This window comes from Flavobacterium gelatinilyticum (assembly GCF_027111295.1).
Classification (GTDB): Bacteria; Bacteroidota; Bacteroidia; order Flavobacteriales; family Flavobacteriaceae; genus Flavobacterium; species Flavobacterium gelatinilyticum.
Genome location: NZ_CP114287.1, coordinates 3,307,735 through 3,323,124, shown reverse-complemented (window position 1 = coordinate 3,323,124; position 15,390 = coordinate 3,307,735). Strand labels below are relative to the sequence as shown.

General features: G+C 35.7%; 12 protein-coding genes and 1 tRNA gene. 11 read left to right on the top strand and 2 right to left on the bottom strand.

All coding sequences use genetic code 11. The features are described from left to right. Positions 1-74: 74 nt before the first annotated feature. From OZP11_RS14100 to OZP11_RS14070, 7 genes are all read left to right on the top strand, one after another. On the top strand, positions 75-2,060 hold the full coding sequence (locus OZP11_RS14100; RefSeq protein ID WP_281231191.1) for an alpha-L-arabinofuranosidase C-terminal domain-containing protein: 1,986 nt from the start codon (positions 75-77) through the stop codon (positions 2,058-2,060). Positions 2,061-2,227: 167 nt separating this feature from the next. Continuing rightward, positions 2,228-3,919: a ribulokinase gene (locus OZP11_RS14095; RefSeq protein WP_281231190.1), complete on the top strand. Its 1,692-nt coding sequence runs from the start codon at positions 2,228-2,230 to the stop codon at positions 3,917-3,919. Beyond that, the gene (locus OZP11_RS14090; protein WP_184158607.1) at positions 3,903-4,604 is read left to right on the top strand and encodes an L-ribulose-5-phosphate 4-epimerase; all 702 of its coding nucleotides are present in this window, start codon (positions 3,903-3,905) and stop codon (positions 4,602-4,604) included. Before OZP11_RS14095 ends, OZP11_RS14090 begins: the two co-directional genes overlap by 17 nt. Before the next feature lie 163 nt (positions 4,605-4,767). Next, entirely contained in the window at positions 4,768-6,276 is a 1,509-nt protein-coding gene (gene araA, locus OZP11_RS14085; protein ID WP_281231189.1) for an L-arabinose isomerase, read from the top strand. A gap of 109 nt (positions 6,277-6,385) precedes the next feature. Then, positions 6,386-7,570 (top strand): aldose epimerase family protein, encoded by a 1,185-nt coding sequence (locus OZP11_RS14080; RefSeq protein ID WP_281231188.1) that lies wholly within the window; start codon positions 6,386-6,388, stop codon positions 7,568-7,570. Positions 7,571-7,702: 132 nt separating this feature from the next. Next, positions 7,703-8,581, top strand: a complete 879-nt coding sequence (locus tag OZP11_RS14075; RefSeq protein ID WP_281231187.1) for a leucine-rich repeat domain-containing protein — start codon at positions 7,703-7,705, stop codon at positions 8,579-8,581. A gap of 19 nt (positions 8,582-8,600) precedes the next feature. Then, positions 8,601-9,071 (top strand): OsmC family protein, encoded by a 471-nt coding sequence (locus OZP11_RS14070; RefSeq protein ID WP_281231186.1) that lies wholly within the window; start codon positions 8,601-8,603, stop codon positions 9,069-9,071. Positions 9,072-9,187: 116 nt separating this feature from the next. On the opposite strand, the gene OZP11_RS14065 is transcribed toward OZP11_RS14070, so the two are convergent. Further along, a tRNA-Leu gene (locus OZP11_RS14065) sits at positions 9,188-9,267 on the bottom strand. Positions 9,268-9,551: 284 nt separating this feature from the next. Between OZP11_RS14065 and OZP11_RS14060 the strand changes: the two genes are divergently transcribed. The 4 genes from OZP11_RS14060 to OZP11_RS14045 all read left to right on the top strand — a co-directional run bounded on the left by OZP11_RS14060 (position 9,552) and on the right by OZP11_RS14045 (position 13,002). After that, positions 9,552-10,493, top strand: coding sequence for a ribose-phosphate pyrophosphokinase (locus OZP11_RS14060; RefSeq protein WP_281231185.1), 942 nt, complete (start codon positions 9,552-9,554; stop codon positions 10,491-10,493). Between the two features lie 123 nt (positions 10,494-10,616). Then, entirely contained in the window at positions 10,617-11,228 is a 612-nt protein-coding gene (locus OZP11_RS14055) for a 50S ribosomal protein L25/general stress protein Ctc (RefSeq protein WP_281231184.1), read from the top strand. Between the two features lie 348 nt (positions 11,229-11,576). Continuing rightward, on the top strand, positions 11,577-12,251 hold the full coding sequence (gene pth / locus OZP11_RS14050) for an aminoacyl-tRNA hydrolase (protein ID WP_281231183.1): 675 nt from the start codon (positions 11,577-11,579) through the stop codon (positions 12,249-12,251). A gap of 139 nt (positions 12,252-12,390) precedes the next feature. Further along, a complete protein-coding gene (locus OZP11_RS14045) occupies positions 12,391-13,002 on the top strand; it encodes a superoxide dismutase (protein WP_281231182.1) in 612 nt (203 codons plus the stop codon). A 463-nt stretch (positions 13,003-13,465) separates the two neighbouring features. On the opposite strand, the gene OZP11_RS14040 is transcribed toward OZP11_RS14045, so the two are convergent. After that, positions 13,466-15,364 carry an amidophosphoribosyltransferase gene (locus tag OZP11_RS14040; protein WP_281231181.1) on the bottom strand — a complete coding sequence of 633 codons (1,899 nt, stop codon included), beginning with the start codon at positions 15,362-15,364 and terminating at the stop codon, positions 13,466-13,468. Positions 15,365-15,390 lie beyond the last annotated feature (26 nt).

The window sequence follows — 15,390 nt, the reverse complement described above, 5'->3', positions numbered from 1 at the left end:
GTTTTTTAACCTGCGTTTTCACTTTAGTGAGTCAGTGTTATCGCGTGTTATAAAACACATTTAAATAAATAAACATGAATACCAATTTTATTACCAAAATCACCCTTTGCGGCGCACTGCTGACGAGCATGTACACATCGGCACAAAAAAACAACTTTGAAGTAGAAGCAGCCAAATCGATTACCAAAATTCAGCCTACCATGTACGGAGTGTTTTTTGAAGACATCAATTTTGCTGCCGACGGAGGATTGTACGCCGAAATGATCAAAAACAGATCGTTTGAATTCTTGTTTCCAATGATGGGATGGCAGGAACCAAACAGCGACCGTCATAAATTAAACCAGCAGTCCGGAATTGCCAATGTTATTCAGTATTCGCAAAAAGGAACCAATCATAATTACTGCCGCGTTACGATTAATGATGCAAACGGCTATCAATTGGTAAATGAAGGTTTCAGAGGAATGGGAATCAAGAAAGATTTGAAATACAATCTGACCTTAAAAGCAGCTAAAATATCAGGTAATATTTCTAAAATTAAATTCCAATTTATTGATAAAGACAATAAAGTTTTGGGAGAAACTTCGGTTGTTCCAAATTCAAAAGACTGGTCAAATTATTCGGCTCAACTAACTTCGACAGGAACAGAAGCTAAAGCGAAATTAAAAATCACTTTTGAAGGAAACGGGGTAATTGATTTAGATAATATTTCATTATTTCCTGAAGATACCTGGGCAGGAAGAAAAAACGGACTTCGTAAAGATTTAGTGCAATTGTTATACGATTTAAAACCAGGATTTTTACGTTTCCCGGGAGGGTGTATTGTCGAAGGAAGAACTTTGGCAGAACGTTACCAATGGAAAAAATCTATAGGAAAAGTTGAAGATAGGGAAACTGCTGTAAACCGCTGGAATATGGAATTCGGACACAGACCTGCACCAGATTATTTTCAGAGTTTCGGATTGGGATTTTTTGAATATTTCCAGCTTTCAGAAGATATCGGTGCTTCGCCGCTCCCAATTTTAAGCTGTGGAATGGCTTGTCAGTTCAACACAGGAGAACTTGTTCCGATGGATCAGATCGATCCGTATGTACAAGATGCTTTAGATTTAATTGAATTCGCAAATGGCGGAACAGAAACAGCCTGGGGAAAAGTGAGAGCCGATATGGGACATCCAAAACCATTCAATTTAAAATTTATAGGAGTTGGAAATGAGCAATGGGGACCAGATTATATTGAACGTTTTAAAGTATTCGAAAAAGCCATCAAAAGTAAATATCCAAACATCACCATTGTTTCAGGAACAGGACCTTTCCCTGACGGCGATTTCTTCGAATACGGAATGAAAGAACTGAAAAAACTAAACGCAGAAATAGTAGACGAACATTATTATAAAAACCCGGAATGGTTCCGCCAGAATGCAACACGTTATGACAATTATGACAGAAAAGGACCAAAGATTTTTGCAGGAGAATATGCTGCACAAAGTGTAGGTATTGCAAGTCCGGACAACAAAAATAACTGGGAATGTGCTTTCTCTGAAGCGGCTTTTATGACCGGAATGGAACGTAACGCTGAGGTGGTTCATTTAACATCTTATGCGCCATTATTGGCTCATGAAGAAGGCTGGCAATGGACACCGGATATGATTTGGTTCAATAATTTACAATCATTTGGAACACCAAATTACTACGTTCAAAAACTGTTTTCAAACAATAAAGGAACAGATTTAATCAGTATTACAAAAGACGGAAAAGCGATTACAGGACAAAACGATTTATTTGCTTCGGCAGTAAAAGATGTCAATTCGAAAGAAGTGATTTTAAAAATCGTAAACACATCGGCATCATCTCAAAATGCTTCTATTGATTTAAAAGGAGCAAAACTGGATTCAAAAGGAACAGCGGTTACTTTGAAAGGCGATGGTTTAAAAGATGAAAATTCATTTGCATCTCCAACAAAAATCAGCCCTAAAGAAAGTCAGTTTAAGGTAAGCGGCAACAAAGTTCAATACGATTTTCCTGCTTATTCTGTGACTGTTTTGAAGATTAAGATGAAATAATCGCAGCATAATAAATGTAACATTGACATTTATTTTTTGTTTTGAGCTTAAATCTTTGTTTTGATGCATTTTTTGTAAAAATTAGTGAGTAAAATTTTATTAAGTGTTTTTTGTACACTTATAAATTATTTATAAGTATATTTGTCAATATTTTAAAATAAATACGAATGAAAAATTATGTAATAGGATTGGACTACGGAACAGATTCTGTTCGCGCGGTGCTTATTGACACAGAAAATGGGCAGGAGCTGGCATCGAATGTTTCTCATTACAAAAGATGGAAAAACAAACAATATTGTGACGCCTCTATAAATCAATTCCGCCAGCATCCTTTGGATCATATCGAAGGATTGGAAACTACAATTCAAAATGTTGTAAAAGAAAGTAAAGTTGATCCAGCATTGGTTCGCGGAATTTGTATTGATACAACAGGATCTTCTCCGGTTCCGGTTACAAAAGACGGAACGCCATTGGCATTGACAAAAGGTTTTGAAGAAAACCCGAATGCGATGATGGTTTTATGGAAAGATCACACTGCTATAAATGAAGCAAACGAAATCAACGAACTGGCAGTAAGCTGGGGCGGAGAAGACGTGACAAAATACGTTGGAGGAATTTATTCTTCTGAATGGTTTTGGGCAAAAATCCTTCACATTGCTAGACAAGACGAAGCGGTTAGAAATGCAGCACACACCTGGATGGAACACTGCGATTTAATGACGTATTTATTGATTGAAGATAAAGATTTAAAAACCTTCAAAAGAAGCCGTTGTGCGGCAGGTCACAAAGCCATGTGGCACGCAGACTGGAACGGATTACCGCCAGTTGAATTCTTAGAAAAATTGCATCCATATTTAGCGGCTTTACGCGGCAATTTATACGATGAAACCTATACTTCAGATTTAGTAGCTGGAAAATTAAGCCAAGAATGGGCAGACCGTTTAGGGCTTTCTACAGAAACAGTTGTGGCTGTTGGAACTTTCGACGCACATTCAGGAGCAGTTGGAGCTAAAATCGAAGAAAATACATTAGTTCGTGTTATGGGAACTTCAACTTGTGATATCCTTGTTGGTTCTTATGACGAAGTTGGGACAAAAACCGTTCGCGGAATCTGCGGTCAGGTTGATGGATCTGTAATTCCGGGATTTATTGGTCTGGAAGCAGGACAATCTGCTTTTGGCGATTTATTGGCTTGGTACAAAGAATTATTAATGTGGCCTACAGAACATTTATTAGCTTCTTCATCAACTTTAAATGATGCTCAAAAAGAACAATTAAGAGAAGAATTCAGCGATAAATTAATTGTTGAATTAACGAAAGAAGCAGAGAAAATTCCAGTTTCAGAAAGTCTTCCAATTGCTCTAGACTGGATTAACGGACGAAGAACTCCAGATGCAAATCAGGAAGTAAAAAGTGCTATTTCGAATTTATCTTTAGGAACAAAAGCACCGCATATTTTTAAAGCTTTAGTAAACGCAATTTGTTTTGGAGCGAAGAAAATTGTAGACCGTTTTGAAGAAGAAGGTGTAAAAATCGACAGCGTTATCGGGATCGGTGGTGTTGCTCGTAAATCGCCTTTCATTATGCAGACTTTGGCTAACGTTTTAAACAAGCCAATTAAAGTGGCAGCTTCAGACCAGACTCCTGCTTTAGGAGCGGCAATTTATGCAGCCGTTGCAGCTGGAATTTATCCAAACGTAATCGAAGCAAGCCAAAAAATCGGAAGTGATTTTGACGGAGAATATTTCCCTCAATTAGATAAAGTAGCTGCTTATAATAAATTGCTGATTGCTTACGAACAATTAAGTGCTTTTGCAGATCCAACTATTAAAATTTCTCAAAATGAGTTCTCTTTATAAAGATTTAAAACAAGAATGTTACGAAGCCAACATGCAGTTGAATGCATTGAATTTGGTTGTCTATACTTTCGGAAACGTAAGCGCCGTGGACAGAAAAAATGGTGTTTTTGCCATTAAACCAAGCGGTGTTCCTTACGAAGATTTAAAGCCTGAAGATATCGTTATTGTCGATTTCGACAACAATGTTATCGAAGGAAATTTGCGTCCGTCTTCAGACACAAAAACACATGCTTATTTGTACAAACACTGGCCAAATATTGGCGGAGTGGCGCATACGCACGCAACATATTCTGTAGCTTGGGCACAATCGCAGCAGGATATTCCAATTTTTGGAACTACGCATGCTGATCACTTAACGGCTGATATTCCGTGTGCGCCCCCGATGGCAGATCATTTAATTGAAGGAAACTACGAACACAATACCGGAATTCAGATTTTGGATTGTTTCAAAGAAAAAAATCTTTCTTATGAAGAAGTAGAAATGATTTTGATTGGAAATCACGGTCCGTTTGCATGGGGGAAAAATGCGGCAAAAGCAGTTTACAACAGTAAAGTTTTAGAAGTTGTGGCAGAAATGGCGTACCTGACTTTACAAATAAATCCAAACGCACCAAGATTAAAAGATTCATTAATAAAGAAACATTACAACCGTAAACACGGAAAAGATTCGTACTACGGACAGTAATGATTTTGTTTCAGGTTTCAGGTTTTTTTTGTTTCAAGTTGTTGGAACGTAACCTGAAACCTGGAACTTGAAACAAAATAACAAAAACAATATATAACAAAGATTTTCCGCATTTCAACTTGAAACTTGAAACAAAGAAAACTTGAAACAAAAATAAAAAACAATGATAGACATTTCTCAAAAAGAAGTATGGTTTGTAGTAGGAAGCCAGGAATTATATGGTGAAGAAACACTTAGAAAAGTAGCAGAACATTCTCAGATTATTGCAAAAGGATTAGATGCTTCATCTTCAATTCCGGTAAAAGTGGTTTATAAAGATGTGGTAAAATCTCCATCGCAAATTTTAGATGTATGTTTGGCGGCGAATTCAGCTAAAAACTGTATCGGAATTATTGCCTGGATGCACACTTTCTCTCCAGCAAAAATGTGGATTGGCGGTTTAAACATCCTTAAAAAACCATTATGCCATTTACATACACAATACAACGCTGAAATTCCATGGGGAAGCATTGATATGGATTTCATGAACCTGAACCAATCGGCTCACGGAGATCGTGAATTTGGTTTCATGATGTCTCGTTTACGTAAAAAACGTAAAGTTGTTGTAGGACATTGGGAAGACCAAAGAGTTCAAAAACAATTAGGAATCTGGTCAAGAGTCGTTCTTGGATGGGACGAACTTCAAAACTTAAAAGTAGCTCGTATTGGAGACAATATGCGTGAAGTTGCCGTTACTGAAGGTGACAAAGTTGAGGCGCAAATTCGTTTCGGAATGTCGGTAAACGGATACGATTCTTCAGACGTTACAAAACATATCGAAAAAGTAACAGACAAACAACTAGCTGATTTATTAGCAGTTTATGAGTCTTCTTATAACTTAACCGATTCTTTAAAAGAAGGCGGCGCACAAAGAAGTTCATTAGTTGAAGCAGCAAAAATCGAATTAGGATTAAGAGCTTTCCTTGAAGAAGGAGGATTCGGCGCTTTTACAGATACATTTGAAAACCTTGGAGTTTGGAAACAATTACCGGGAATCGCAACGCAAAGATTAATGGCCGATGGTTATGGTTTTGGCGGCGAAGGAGACTGGAAAACAGCTGCAATGGTTAGAGCTTTAAAGGTAATGTGTGTTGGTCTTGAAGGCGGAACTTCTTTCATGGAAGATTACACTTATCACTTTACACCACAAAAATCATACGTTTTAGGTTCTCACATGTTAGAAATCTGTCCATCAATCGCTGACGGAAAACCTTCTTGCGAAGTGCATCCATTAGGAATTGGAGGAAAAGAAGATCCAGCTCGTTTGGTGTTCAATTCTCCTGCAGGTGATGCAATTAACGTTTCTTTGGTGGATATGGGAACTCGTTTCCGTTTAATCGTGAACGAAGTTGAAGCTGTTAAACCAATGGCAGAATTACCAAAACTTCCAGTTGCACGCGTTCTTTGGGATTGTAAACCAAATTTAGAAGTGGCAGCAACGGCTTGGATTTTAGCTGGAGGAGCGCACCATACGGTTTACAGCCAATCTATCACAACAGAATATATGGAAGATTTCGCAGACATTGCAGGAATCGAATTATTGGTAATTGATGAAAAAACAACTGTAAGAGAGTTTAAAGATAAAATCAATGCCAACGAAGCCTATTTCCATTTGTTTCAACACGGACTTTAATTTAGTCAAAAGTCTAATGTCATAAAGTCGGAAAGTTTTAGTTACTTTGAGGAAAAGACTTTAAGACTTTCGACTTTAAGACTTTACTAACTTAAAAAAACTATCATTTATGAATGCATTAAAACGTTGTGTTTTCGGTCTAAGCCTTTTAAGTTTGGCTGCAGTTTCAATTCAGTGTAAAGGCGATAAAAAAGCCGATACAGAAAAAGTTGCCACTGATGAAAAAGCATTAGTTACAATCGATAAATCAGAGTATGGAACTACTGCCAAAGGCGAAAAAGTAGAGAGCTATAAACTGAAAAACCAAAATGGGATGGAGGTTGACATCATCACTTTTGGAGGAAGAATTACAGATTTGAAAGTGCCAAATAAAGAAGGTGTTTCTGAAAATGTAGTAATCGGATTCAGTAATTTGGCGCAATACGAAAAAGAAAATCCATTTTTTGGAGCTTTAATCGGAAGATACGGAAACCGAATTGCAAAAGGTAAATTTTCGCTTGATGGAAAAGAATATCAATTGGCAATTAACAACGCTCCAAATGCTTTACACGGAGGTCCGCAAGGATTTTTTAATGTAGTTTGGAAAGCTGATGAGGTTAAATCCGGCGATACAGCTTCTTTAAAATTATCGTATTTAAGTAAAGATATGGAAGAAGGTTATCCGGGAAACCTGAAAGTTATTGTAACATATACATTGACAAATGACAATCAGTTGGAAGTGCTTTACGAAGCAACAACAGACAAAACTACCGTTGTTAACCTGACACAACATTCATACTTCAATTTATCCGGAGATTTTACAAAAACAATCTTAGATCACGAATTGACTTTAAATGCAGATAAATTAGTTCCGGTTGACGCGACTTTGATTCCAACAGGAAAATTAGATGATGTAGCGGGTACTCCTTTCGATTTCAGAACGCCAAAATTAATTGGAAAAGATATCAATGTTAAAAACGAGCAGTTAGAAAGAGGAAAAGGTTACGACCACTGCTGGGTATTGAACAATCCTGAAAAAGGAAAAACAATCATTGCAAAAGTATACCACGCAGCAAGCGGAAGAGTTATGGAAATGACAACAGACGAACCTGGAATTCAGTTCTATTCTGGAAACTTCCTTGACGGAACATTGCCAATGCCAAACGGAGGAACTTTTGCACACAGAACAGGATTATGTCTGGAAACAGAACATTATCCGGATTCTCCAAACCAGAAAAATTTCCCAACCACGGTTTTAAACCCGGGAGAAAATTATAAAACTAAAACGACTTTTAAATTTTCTGTAAAGAAATAGTTTTAGCTTTTGTTTATTAATTTAGTTCTCTAAGAAACCTCGAAAGTGATAAGCTTTCGAGGTTTTTTATTTTGAAAACTAACTGTTAATTTTTTTACATTTGATTAGTTGTAAAGAACTAAAAGCTTTCATATGAGAAATTATTATGTTTCAATCTTTCTACTTTTCACTTTATTATCTTGTTCAAAGAAACAAGAATTAAAACAATTCTCATTAGATAAAATTAACGACTTAAAAAGTTACAATAACTTAGATAGTTTGCCAAAAGATTTAGACAAGGTTTATCGTCTTGACCTGTCAAAAAAAGGTTTAAAAAAACTTCCTGAAGTTGTATTTGAACTTTCAAATCTTCAAGAACTAAATGTTTCGGAAAATTATTTATCTGATTTAAATGGTATTGACAAATTAAAAAAGCTGCAAATTTTAAATATCGGAATGAATGATTTTAAAATATTGCCGAATGAGGTAACAACTCTTAAAAATTTAAAAGTATTAGATATTTGGTGGAATGATATTAAAACATTTCCAGAATCATTTTACCAAAACAACGATGAAATTGAAGAACTTGATATGACAAGTATGTTCGAGTTTGATTTTTCAGCTAATTTATCAAAAATTCATAGATTTAAAAATCTCAAAGAACTGAACCTAGGAAATAATCAAATTAAGAATTTGAATATTCAATTCGAAAAATTAATTAATCTTGAAACCTTTGGATATATTAGACAAGATAAAATTGATGTTAAAAATGTCATTTTAGGACTTTCTAAATGCAAAAAACTTAAAACAATTCATTTAAGTGTTAATCATATTAAGGAACTTCCAAGAGAAATCTCATTACTTAATAATTTGGAAGAACTGAATTTGTATGAAAATGAATTAACAAATCTTCCAGACAACTTGCTTGAAATGAAAGGATTAAAATCGATTACTCTTGATGGCAATAAAATTGATAAAACAATAATTTCAAAGTTTGAAACTAAAATGACAGGAACAGCTTTTATTTATTAAAGAAAATGATATTATCTAAATGAAACATTTATTCAAAGCACAATTAAACTGGATTTTCAAACAGAGCTCAGCTGAAGTATCAAAGAAATTCTACAGTAAAACCCATCAAATTCAAATTGAAGGGAAACCAATTTTAGAAGTTTCAGCAGCCAAAGCTTTCAAAGGTGATCCGGAATTATATAATCCGGAAGATTTATTGCTAAGTAGTTTGGTTTCGTGTCACATGATGTCCTATTTATATGTCTGCTCTCAAAACGGAATAGAAGTGATTAGTTATTCAGACAATGCAGAAGCAACACTCGAAGTAAATCCCGACGGAAGCGGTCGTTTCGTTGAGGTTCGTTTAAACCCAAATGTTACAATTGTAAACAAAAACAAGATAGAACTGGCTAATGAGCTTCATTTTAAAGCCAATCAATTGTGTTTTATTGCTAATTCATGCAATTTTCCGGTTTTGCATAATGCGAGTTGTGAGGTTTCCACCATATAAGTGATATAAGTTTATTTAAATATAGAGCTTTAAGCGTTCAGTTATATTTTCTTATATGGCTTATATGGTTTAAAAAAGACATAAAAAAACCTCTTCCGCTAAGAAGAGGTTTTTTGTACCCGGAGCCGGAGTCGAACCGGCACGGTTTCCCACAGGTGTTTGAGACCAGCGCGTCTACCAATTCCGCCATCCGGGCTTAGCAGACGAAATAATAATCAAAAGCGATTATTTTAACGCAATAGAATGAGATCAATAATGTGCCCATTCCTTTAACACGGTGCAAATGTAAAAAATAAAATTAAAAATTCTACTAAAAATACTTAAATATTTGCTTTCAGTGTTCAATAAATTTTATAAATTTGCAGCTCGTTAAAACGACGCACACACAACTAACTACACCCGAGGCAAATACATTGATCTGGCTACGACAAACGAAATAGTCGATTTGATGCATTGCAGCGGATAAAACAACACATTATAATGTCGCACCTAGAACCAGAAGCTAAAATTTTTGCTTGTTCACAAAGTGTTTATCTTGCAGAAAAGATTGCAAAAGACTACGGGATTCCGTTAGGAAAAGTAACGATGTCAACGTATAGTGACGGAGAATTTCAGCCGTCTTACGAAGAATCAATAAGAGGTTTACGCGTTTTCATCGTGTGTTCAACTTTTCCAAGTGCAGATAATCTGATGGAATTGTTGTTAATGATTGATGCGGCAAAACGCGCATCGGCAAGACATATTACAGCTGTTATGCCTTATTTTGGCTGGGCAAGACAGGATAGAAAAGACAAGCCAAGAGTGCCGATTGGAGCTAAGTTAGTAGCAAACCTATTAACTGCTGCAGGAGCAACAAGAATCATGACAATGGACCTGCATGCAGATCAGATTCAGGGATTCTTTGAAAAACCAGTAGATCATTTATTTGCATCTACAATCTTTTTGCCTTACGTGCAAAGTTTAAATTTAGAAAATTTAACCATTGCATCTCCGGATATGGGAGGTTCAAAAAGAGCATATGCTTACTCTAAGTTTTTAGAATCAGATGTAGTAATCTGTTACAAACAAAGAAAAGCAGCCAACGTTATCGATACTATGGAGCTGATTGGTGAAGTAAAAGGCCGTAACGTAATTTTAGTAGACGACATGATTGATACAGGAGGAACGTTAGCAAAAGCTGCCGACCTTATGATCGAAAAAGGAGCACTAAGCGTAAGAGCAATTTGTACACACGCTATATTATCTGGCGGGGCGTATGATAAAATTGAAAATTCGAAATTGACAGAATTAATCGTAACCGATTCAATTCCGTTAAAAAGGCAGTCAGATAAAATCAGAGTAGTGAGTTGTGCACCTCTTTTTGCCGAAGTTATGCACATGGTGCACCACAACAATTCCATTAGTGGAAAATTTATTATGTAAAAGTAATACGCTTTAGGCTTTAGGCCGTAAGCTTGTTTACCTTGCATAAAAAGCCTAAAGCTAATTGCTTAAGGCTTACAGCAAAACAGAATATTTTTTATTAATAACTATATTTTTTTTACAATGAAATCGATTACAATTAAAGGATCAGAAAGAGAAAGCGTGGGTAAAGTGTCAACTAAAGCCTTACGTAATGCTGGACAGGTACCTTGCGTTTTATACGGAGGAAACCAGGCAGTACACTTCTCAGCAGACGTTACTGCATTCAAAAACTTGGTTTACACTCCAAACGCTCACACAGTTGTGATCGAACTTGGAAAAGGAAAATCATTCAATGCAATTTTACAGGACATCCAGGTTCACCCAGTATCTGACAAAATTTTACACATTGACTTCTTCCAATTATTTGATGATAAAGAAATCACAATGGAAGTTCCTGTGAAAATCGTTGGTACATCTAAAGGTGTTCTTGCCGGAGGTGTTTTACGTTTAAACCAACGTAAATTAAAAGTAAAAGCTTTACCATCAAATCTTCCTGATTTTGTTGAAGCTGACATCACTCCACTTGAAATGGGTAACAAATTATACGTTACTAAAGTTGGAAAACCAGAGTACAAAATTATGCACCCAGACAACACAGTTGTTTGTCAAGTGAGAATCTCTCGTGCTGCTATGAAAGCTGCTCAAGAGGCTGCAAAAGCTGCAAAAGCACCTGCAAAAGGAAAGAAAAAATAATTTTTTTTCACTCAATACAAAAAGCCTCAATCTTACGATTGGGGCTTTTTTTTGAGGTGCTAAGTGGCTAAGATGCTAATTTTCTGAGATTCTAAGTGTTTTTTAACCGCAAAGTACCCTAAGGTGTTTTAATTGGAGCGTAAACAATATTTAAATTTTAAGTTCGCAAAGCTATGTCCAAATCAAGCTTTGCGAACTTTTTGAATGTCTACATCTAAGATAGTTTTTAATATCTTCGCGCTCTCTGCGTAAATCTTAGCGTGCTTTGCGGTTAAACAAACCACGACCAGCAGGAAATTATCTAATTGACACATTTTCTAATTCCCTAATTAACCTTACTTTTGCCAAATGATAAAATGGATAACAAAACTGTTTTCATCAACACAAAACGAAGAGAACATAGACAATATAAAACCGGAGGTTCACGAACACCCCAAAAACAACATAAAAAGCGTGAGTAAAAAATATTTAATCGTAGGATTAGGAAATATAGGTGCAGAATACGTTAATACCAGACATAACATTGGGTTTAAGGTTCTTGATTTTTTAGCTAAAAAAGAAGGGATTTCGTTTGAAACGGTGAAATTAGGTTCAATGGCAGAATATAAATTTAAGGGAAGAACTTTTTTTCTTCTAAAGCCAAATACCTATATGAATTTAAGCGGAAAGGCTGTAAAATACTGGATGGACAAAGAAAATATACCTTTAGAAAATATTTTTGTAATTACAGACGATTTAAATCTTTCTTTCGGAACTATAAGAATTAAGCCGAAAGGAAGCGACGGTGGTCACAACGGACTTAAAAATATTAATCTGGTGCTGAATACACAAAACTATACCCGTTATAGATTTGGTATCAGCGATCAATTTAAAAAAGGCCAGCAGATCGATTATGTTTTAGGAGAGTGGAATGCCGAAGAAGAGGCAAAACTGCCGGAACGTTTAGAAACTTCAGCCGAAATAATAAAAACTTTTGGAACTGCCGGATTAGAAAATACTATGACAACTTTCAACGGAAAATAAAGATTTACAACAAATTATGTTGTAAAATGTCGATTTATCAATTAATTAAATTGAATTATAACGAAATAGTATTTTCAATTCCAAAGTTAAATGTTTAAATTTGGAATAAATTAGTATAAACCATAAAAATCCTAATACCATGGCTTTTGAATTACCACAATTACCTTATGCATACGATGCATTAGAACCACATATTGATGCGCGTACAATGGAAATCCATCATACAAAGCACCACAATGCTTATACTACTAATCTAAATGCAGCAATTGCAGGAACAGATTTAGAAGGAAAAACGATTGAAAACATCTTAATTAATTTAGATAAATCAAACGCAGCAGTTCGTAACAATGGCGGTGGTTTCTACAACCACAATTTATTCTGGACTGTAATGTCTCCAAACGGAGGAGGATTGCCAACAGGCGATTTATTAGCTGCTATTGAGTCTTCTTTTGGATCATTTGAAGAGTTTAAAGCAAAATTTGCTAAAGCTGGAGCAACTCAATTCGGTTCAGGATGGGCTTGGTTAGTTGTTCAAAAAGGCGGTAAATTAGAAGTTGTAGGAACTCCAAATCAGGATAATCCATTAATGCCGGAAGTTGCTGGTAATGGTGGAACGCCAATCTTAGGAATGGACGTTTGGGAACACGCTTACTATTTAAACTACCAAAACAGAAGACCAGACTATATTGAAGCTTTCTTCAGTGTAATTAACTGGACAGAAGTTGCAAGAAGATTTGCTTTAGATAAATAAGAAATAAAGTAAAGACATATTAATAGACGGATGATCGCAAAAGATTGTTCGTCTATTTTTTTTATCTACATTTTACATTTTCTTAATTTGGTTATTTTGGAAAATAAAAAAGGCGGAATATCTTCCACCTTTTTTGCCCCAAATCTACCATAAACTTACCTACTAAATTTTATGGTATAGTAAAGGTATGTGAGTTGTATGTAGTAAAGAAACTTTTCAGACGAAAGGTAAATATTTCCGATAAAGTGATAGTAATAGGTTATTTTAGAAATACTTGTGAGTAGTATAAAATAAAAAAGGTGGAATTTCTTCCACCCTTTTTGCCCCAAATCTACCATAAACTTAACCTACTAATGTTATGGTATCTCAAAAGTATTGCAGCATTTCATTTTTACCAAAGAAACAGGATGAACGGCAAAAAAAACCGATGAAATGCACAAATTAACCTTTTTTTAATACTTTTTTAATAAGCTCGCGCGTCTTTTCCTTCGTAAAAATTCATAAAGGCACGGTTCACAACACGATTTCCGCCCGGGGTTGGGTAGTCACCTGTAAAATACCAGTCGCCTAAATTTTTAGGACAGGCTTTATGAAGATCTTCCACGGTTTGGAAAATAATTTTTACTTCGGCGTTAATTTCCGGAGAACTTAACATTTCCGCGATTTTATCTGATATTTCTTCTTGTGTAAACTGATTGTAAATTTCAGTTACATAGTTTACAACGTCTTTATCGGCGAAGTTTTCTTGTGCTTTACATTTTGCATATACTTCATCGACAATATGATATAAGTTTCTCTCTTTTAATAAAGTTAAAGCTGCTCTAAAAGCAACAAGTCCTTCTAGTTTTGCCATATCGATTCCGTAACAATCCGGATAACGAATTTGAGGAGCAGATGAAACGATAACAATACGTTTTGGATTTAAACGATCCATCATCTTAATAATGCTCATTTTTAGCGTCGTACCGCGCACAATACTGTCGTCAATTATAACTAAGTTGTCTTCTGGCTTAATAACGCCGTATGTAACGTCATAAACGTGTGCAACCAAGTCGTCTCGACTGCTGTCTTCGGTGATAAAAGTTCTAAGTTTAGCATCTTTAATTGCTACTTTCTCTGTGCGTATTTTTACAGATAAAAGTTCCTGAAGGGTTTCTGCAGTAAGTGTGTTTCTGTTTTCAAGAATGTAATTGTTCTTTCTTTGGTTTAAGAAATCCTGTGCAGCTTCTACTAAACCGTAAAATGAAGTTTCGGCTGTATTTGGTATATAAGAGAAAACAGTGTTGTCTGTATCGCTGTCAATTGCCTTAAGAACTGCCGGTAAAATCAATTTACCTAAATCTTTACGCTCCTGATAGATTTCGGCATCACTTCCTCTTGAGAAATAAATTCTTTCGAATGAACACGCTTTTTTTACGGTTGGTTCCAGGATTTGATTCATGGTAACGGTTCCGTTTTTTTTGATAATCAAGGCATTCCCCGGATCGATTTCCTGAACACTGTCAAAAGGGACGTTAAATACAGTCTGAATAACCGGTCTTTCTGAAGCTACAACAACAACTTCATCATCCTGATAAAAGTAAGCTGGACGAATTCCTGCAGGATCTCTAAAAACAAAAGCGTCTCCATGACCTAATAAACCGGCCATAGCGTAACCTCCGTCTAAGTTTTTAGCTGAACGGGCTAATATTTTGGCAATATCCAGACGTTCTGCAATTACCGGAGAAGCATCTTTTTTAGAATAACCTTCGGCTTTACAGTCTTGATACAATTGCATAACTTCTTTGTCTAAGAAGTGACCAATTTTTTCCATTACCGTAACGGTGTCAGCCATTTCTTTAGGATGCTGTCCAAGTTCAACCAGATTTTGGAAAAGTTCTTTAACATTTGTCATATTAAAGTTTCCTGCCAAAATTAAATTACGATGCATCCAGTTGCTCTGACGTAAAAAGGGGTGAACGCTTTCGATGCTGTTTTTTCCAAAAGTTCCGTAACGAACGTGGCCTAAAAACAATTCTCCAATGTATGGAATATTTGCTTTTAGCTCCTTAATATCATCTCCTAGTTCCGGATTGGCTTTTAATTCTTCACTGATGCGCTCATTAATTTGTTTAAAAACGTCCTGAATAGGCTGCGAGTGGTTAGAACGCACTCTGCTGATATATCGCTGTCCCGGATCAACATCAAATTTAATGCTGGCAAATCCCGCTCCGTCTTGTCCGCGGTTGTGTTGTTTTTCCATCATTAAATACATCTTCTGGATTCCGTAGAAAGCAGTTCCGTATTTTTCTTTATAATATTCAAGCGGTTTAAGAAGTCTGACTAAGGCTATACCACATTCGTGTTTTAAAGCGTCGCTCATTGTTTTTTTATTTTGTGTGTTGTTGT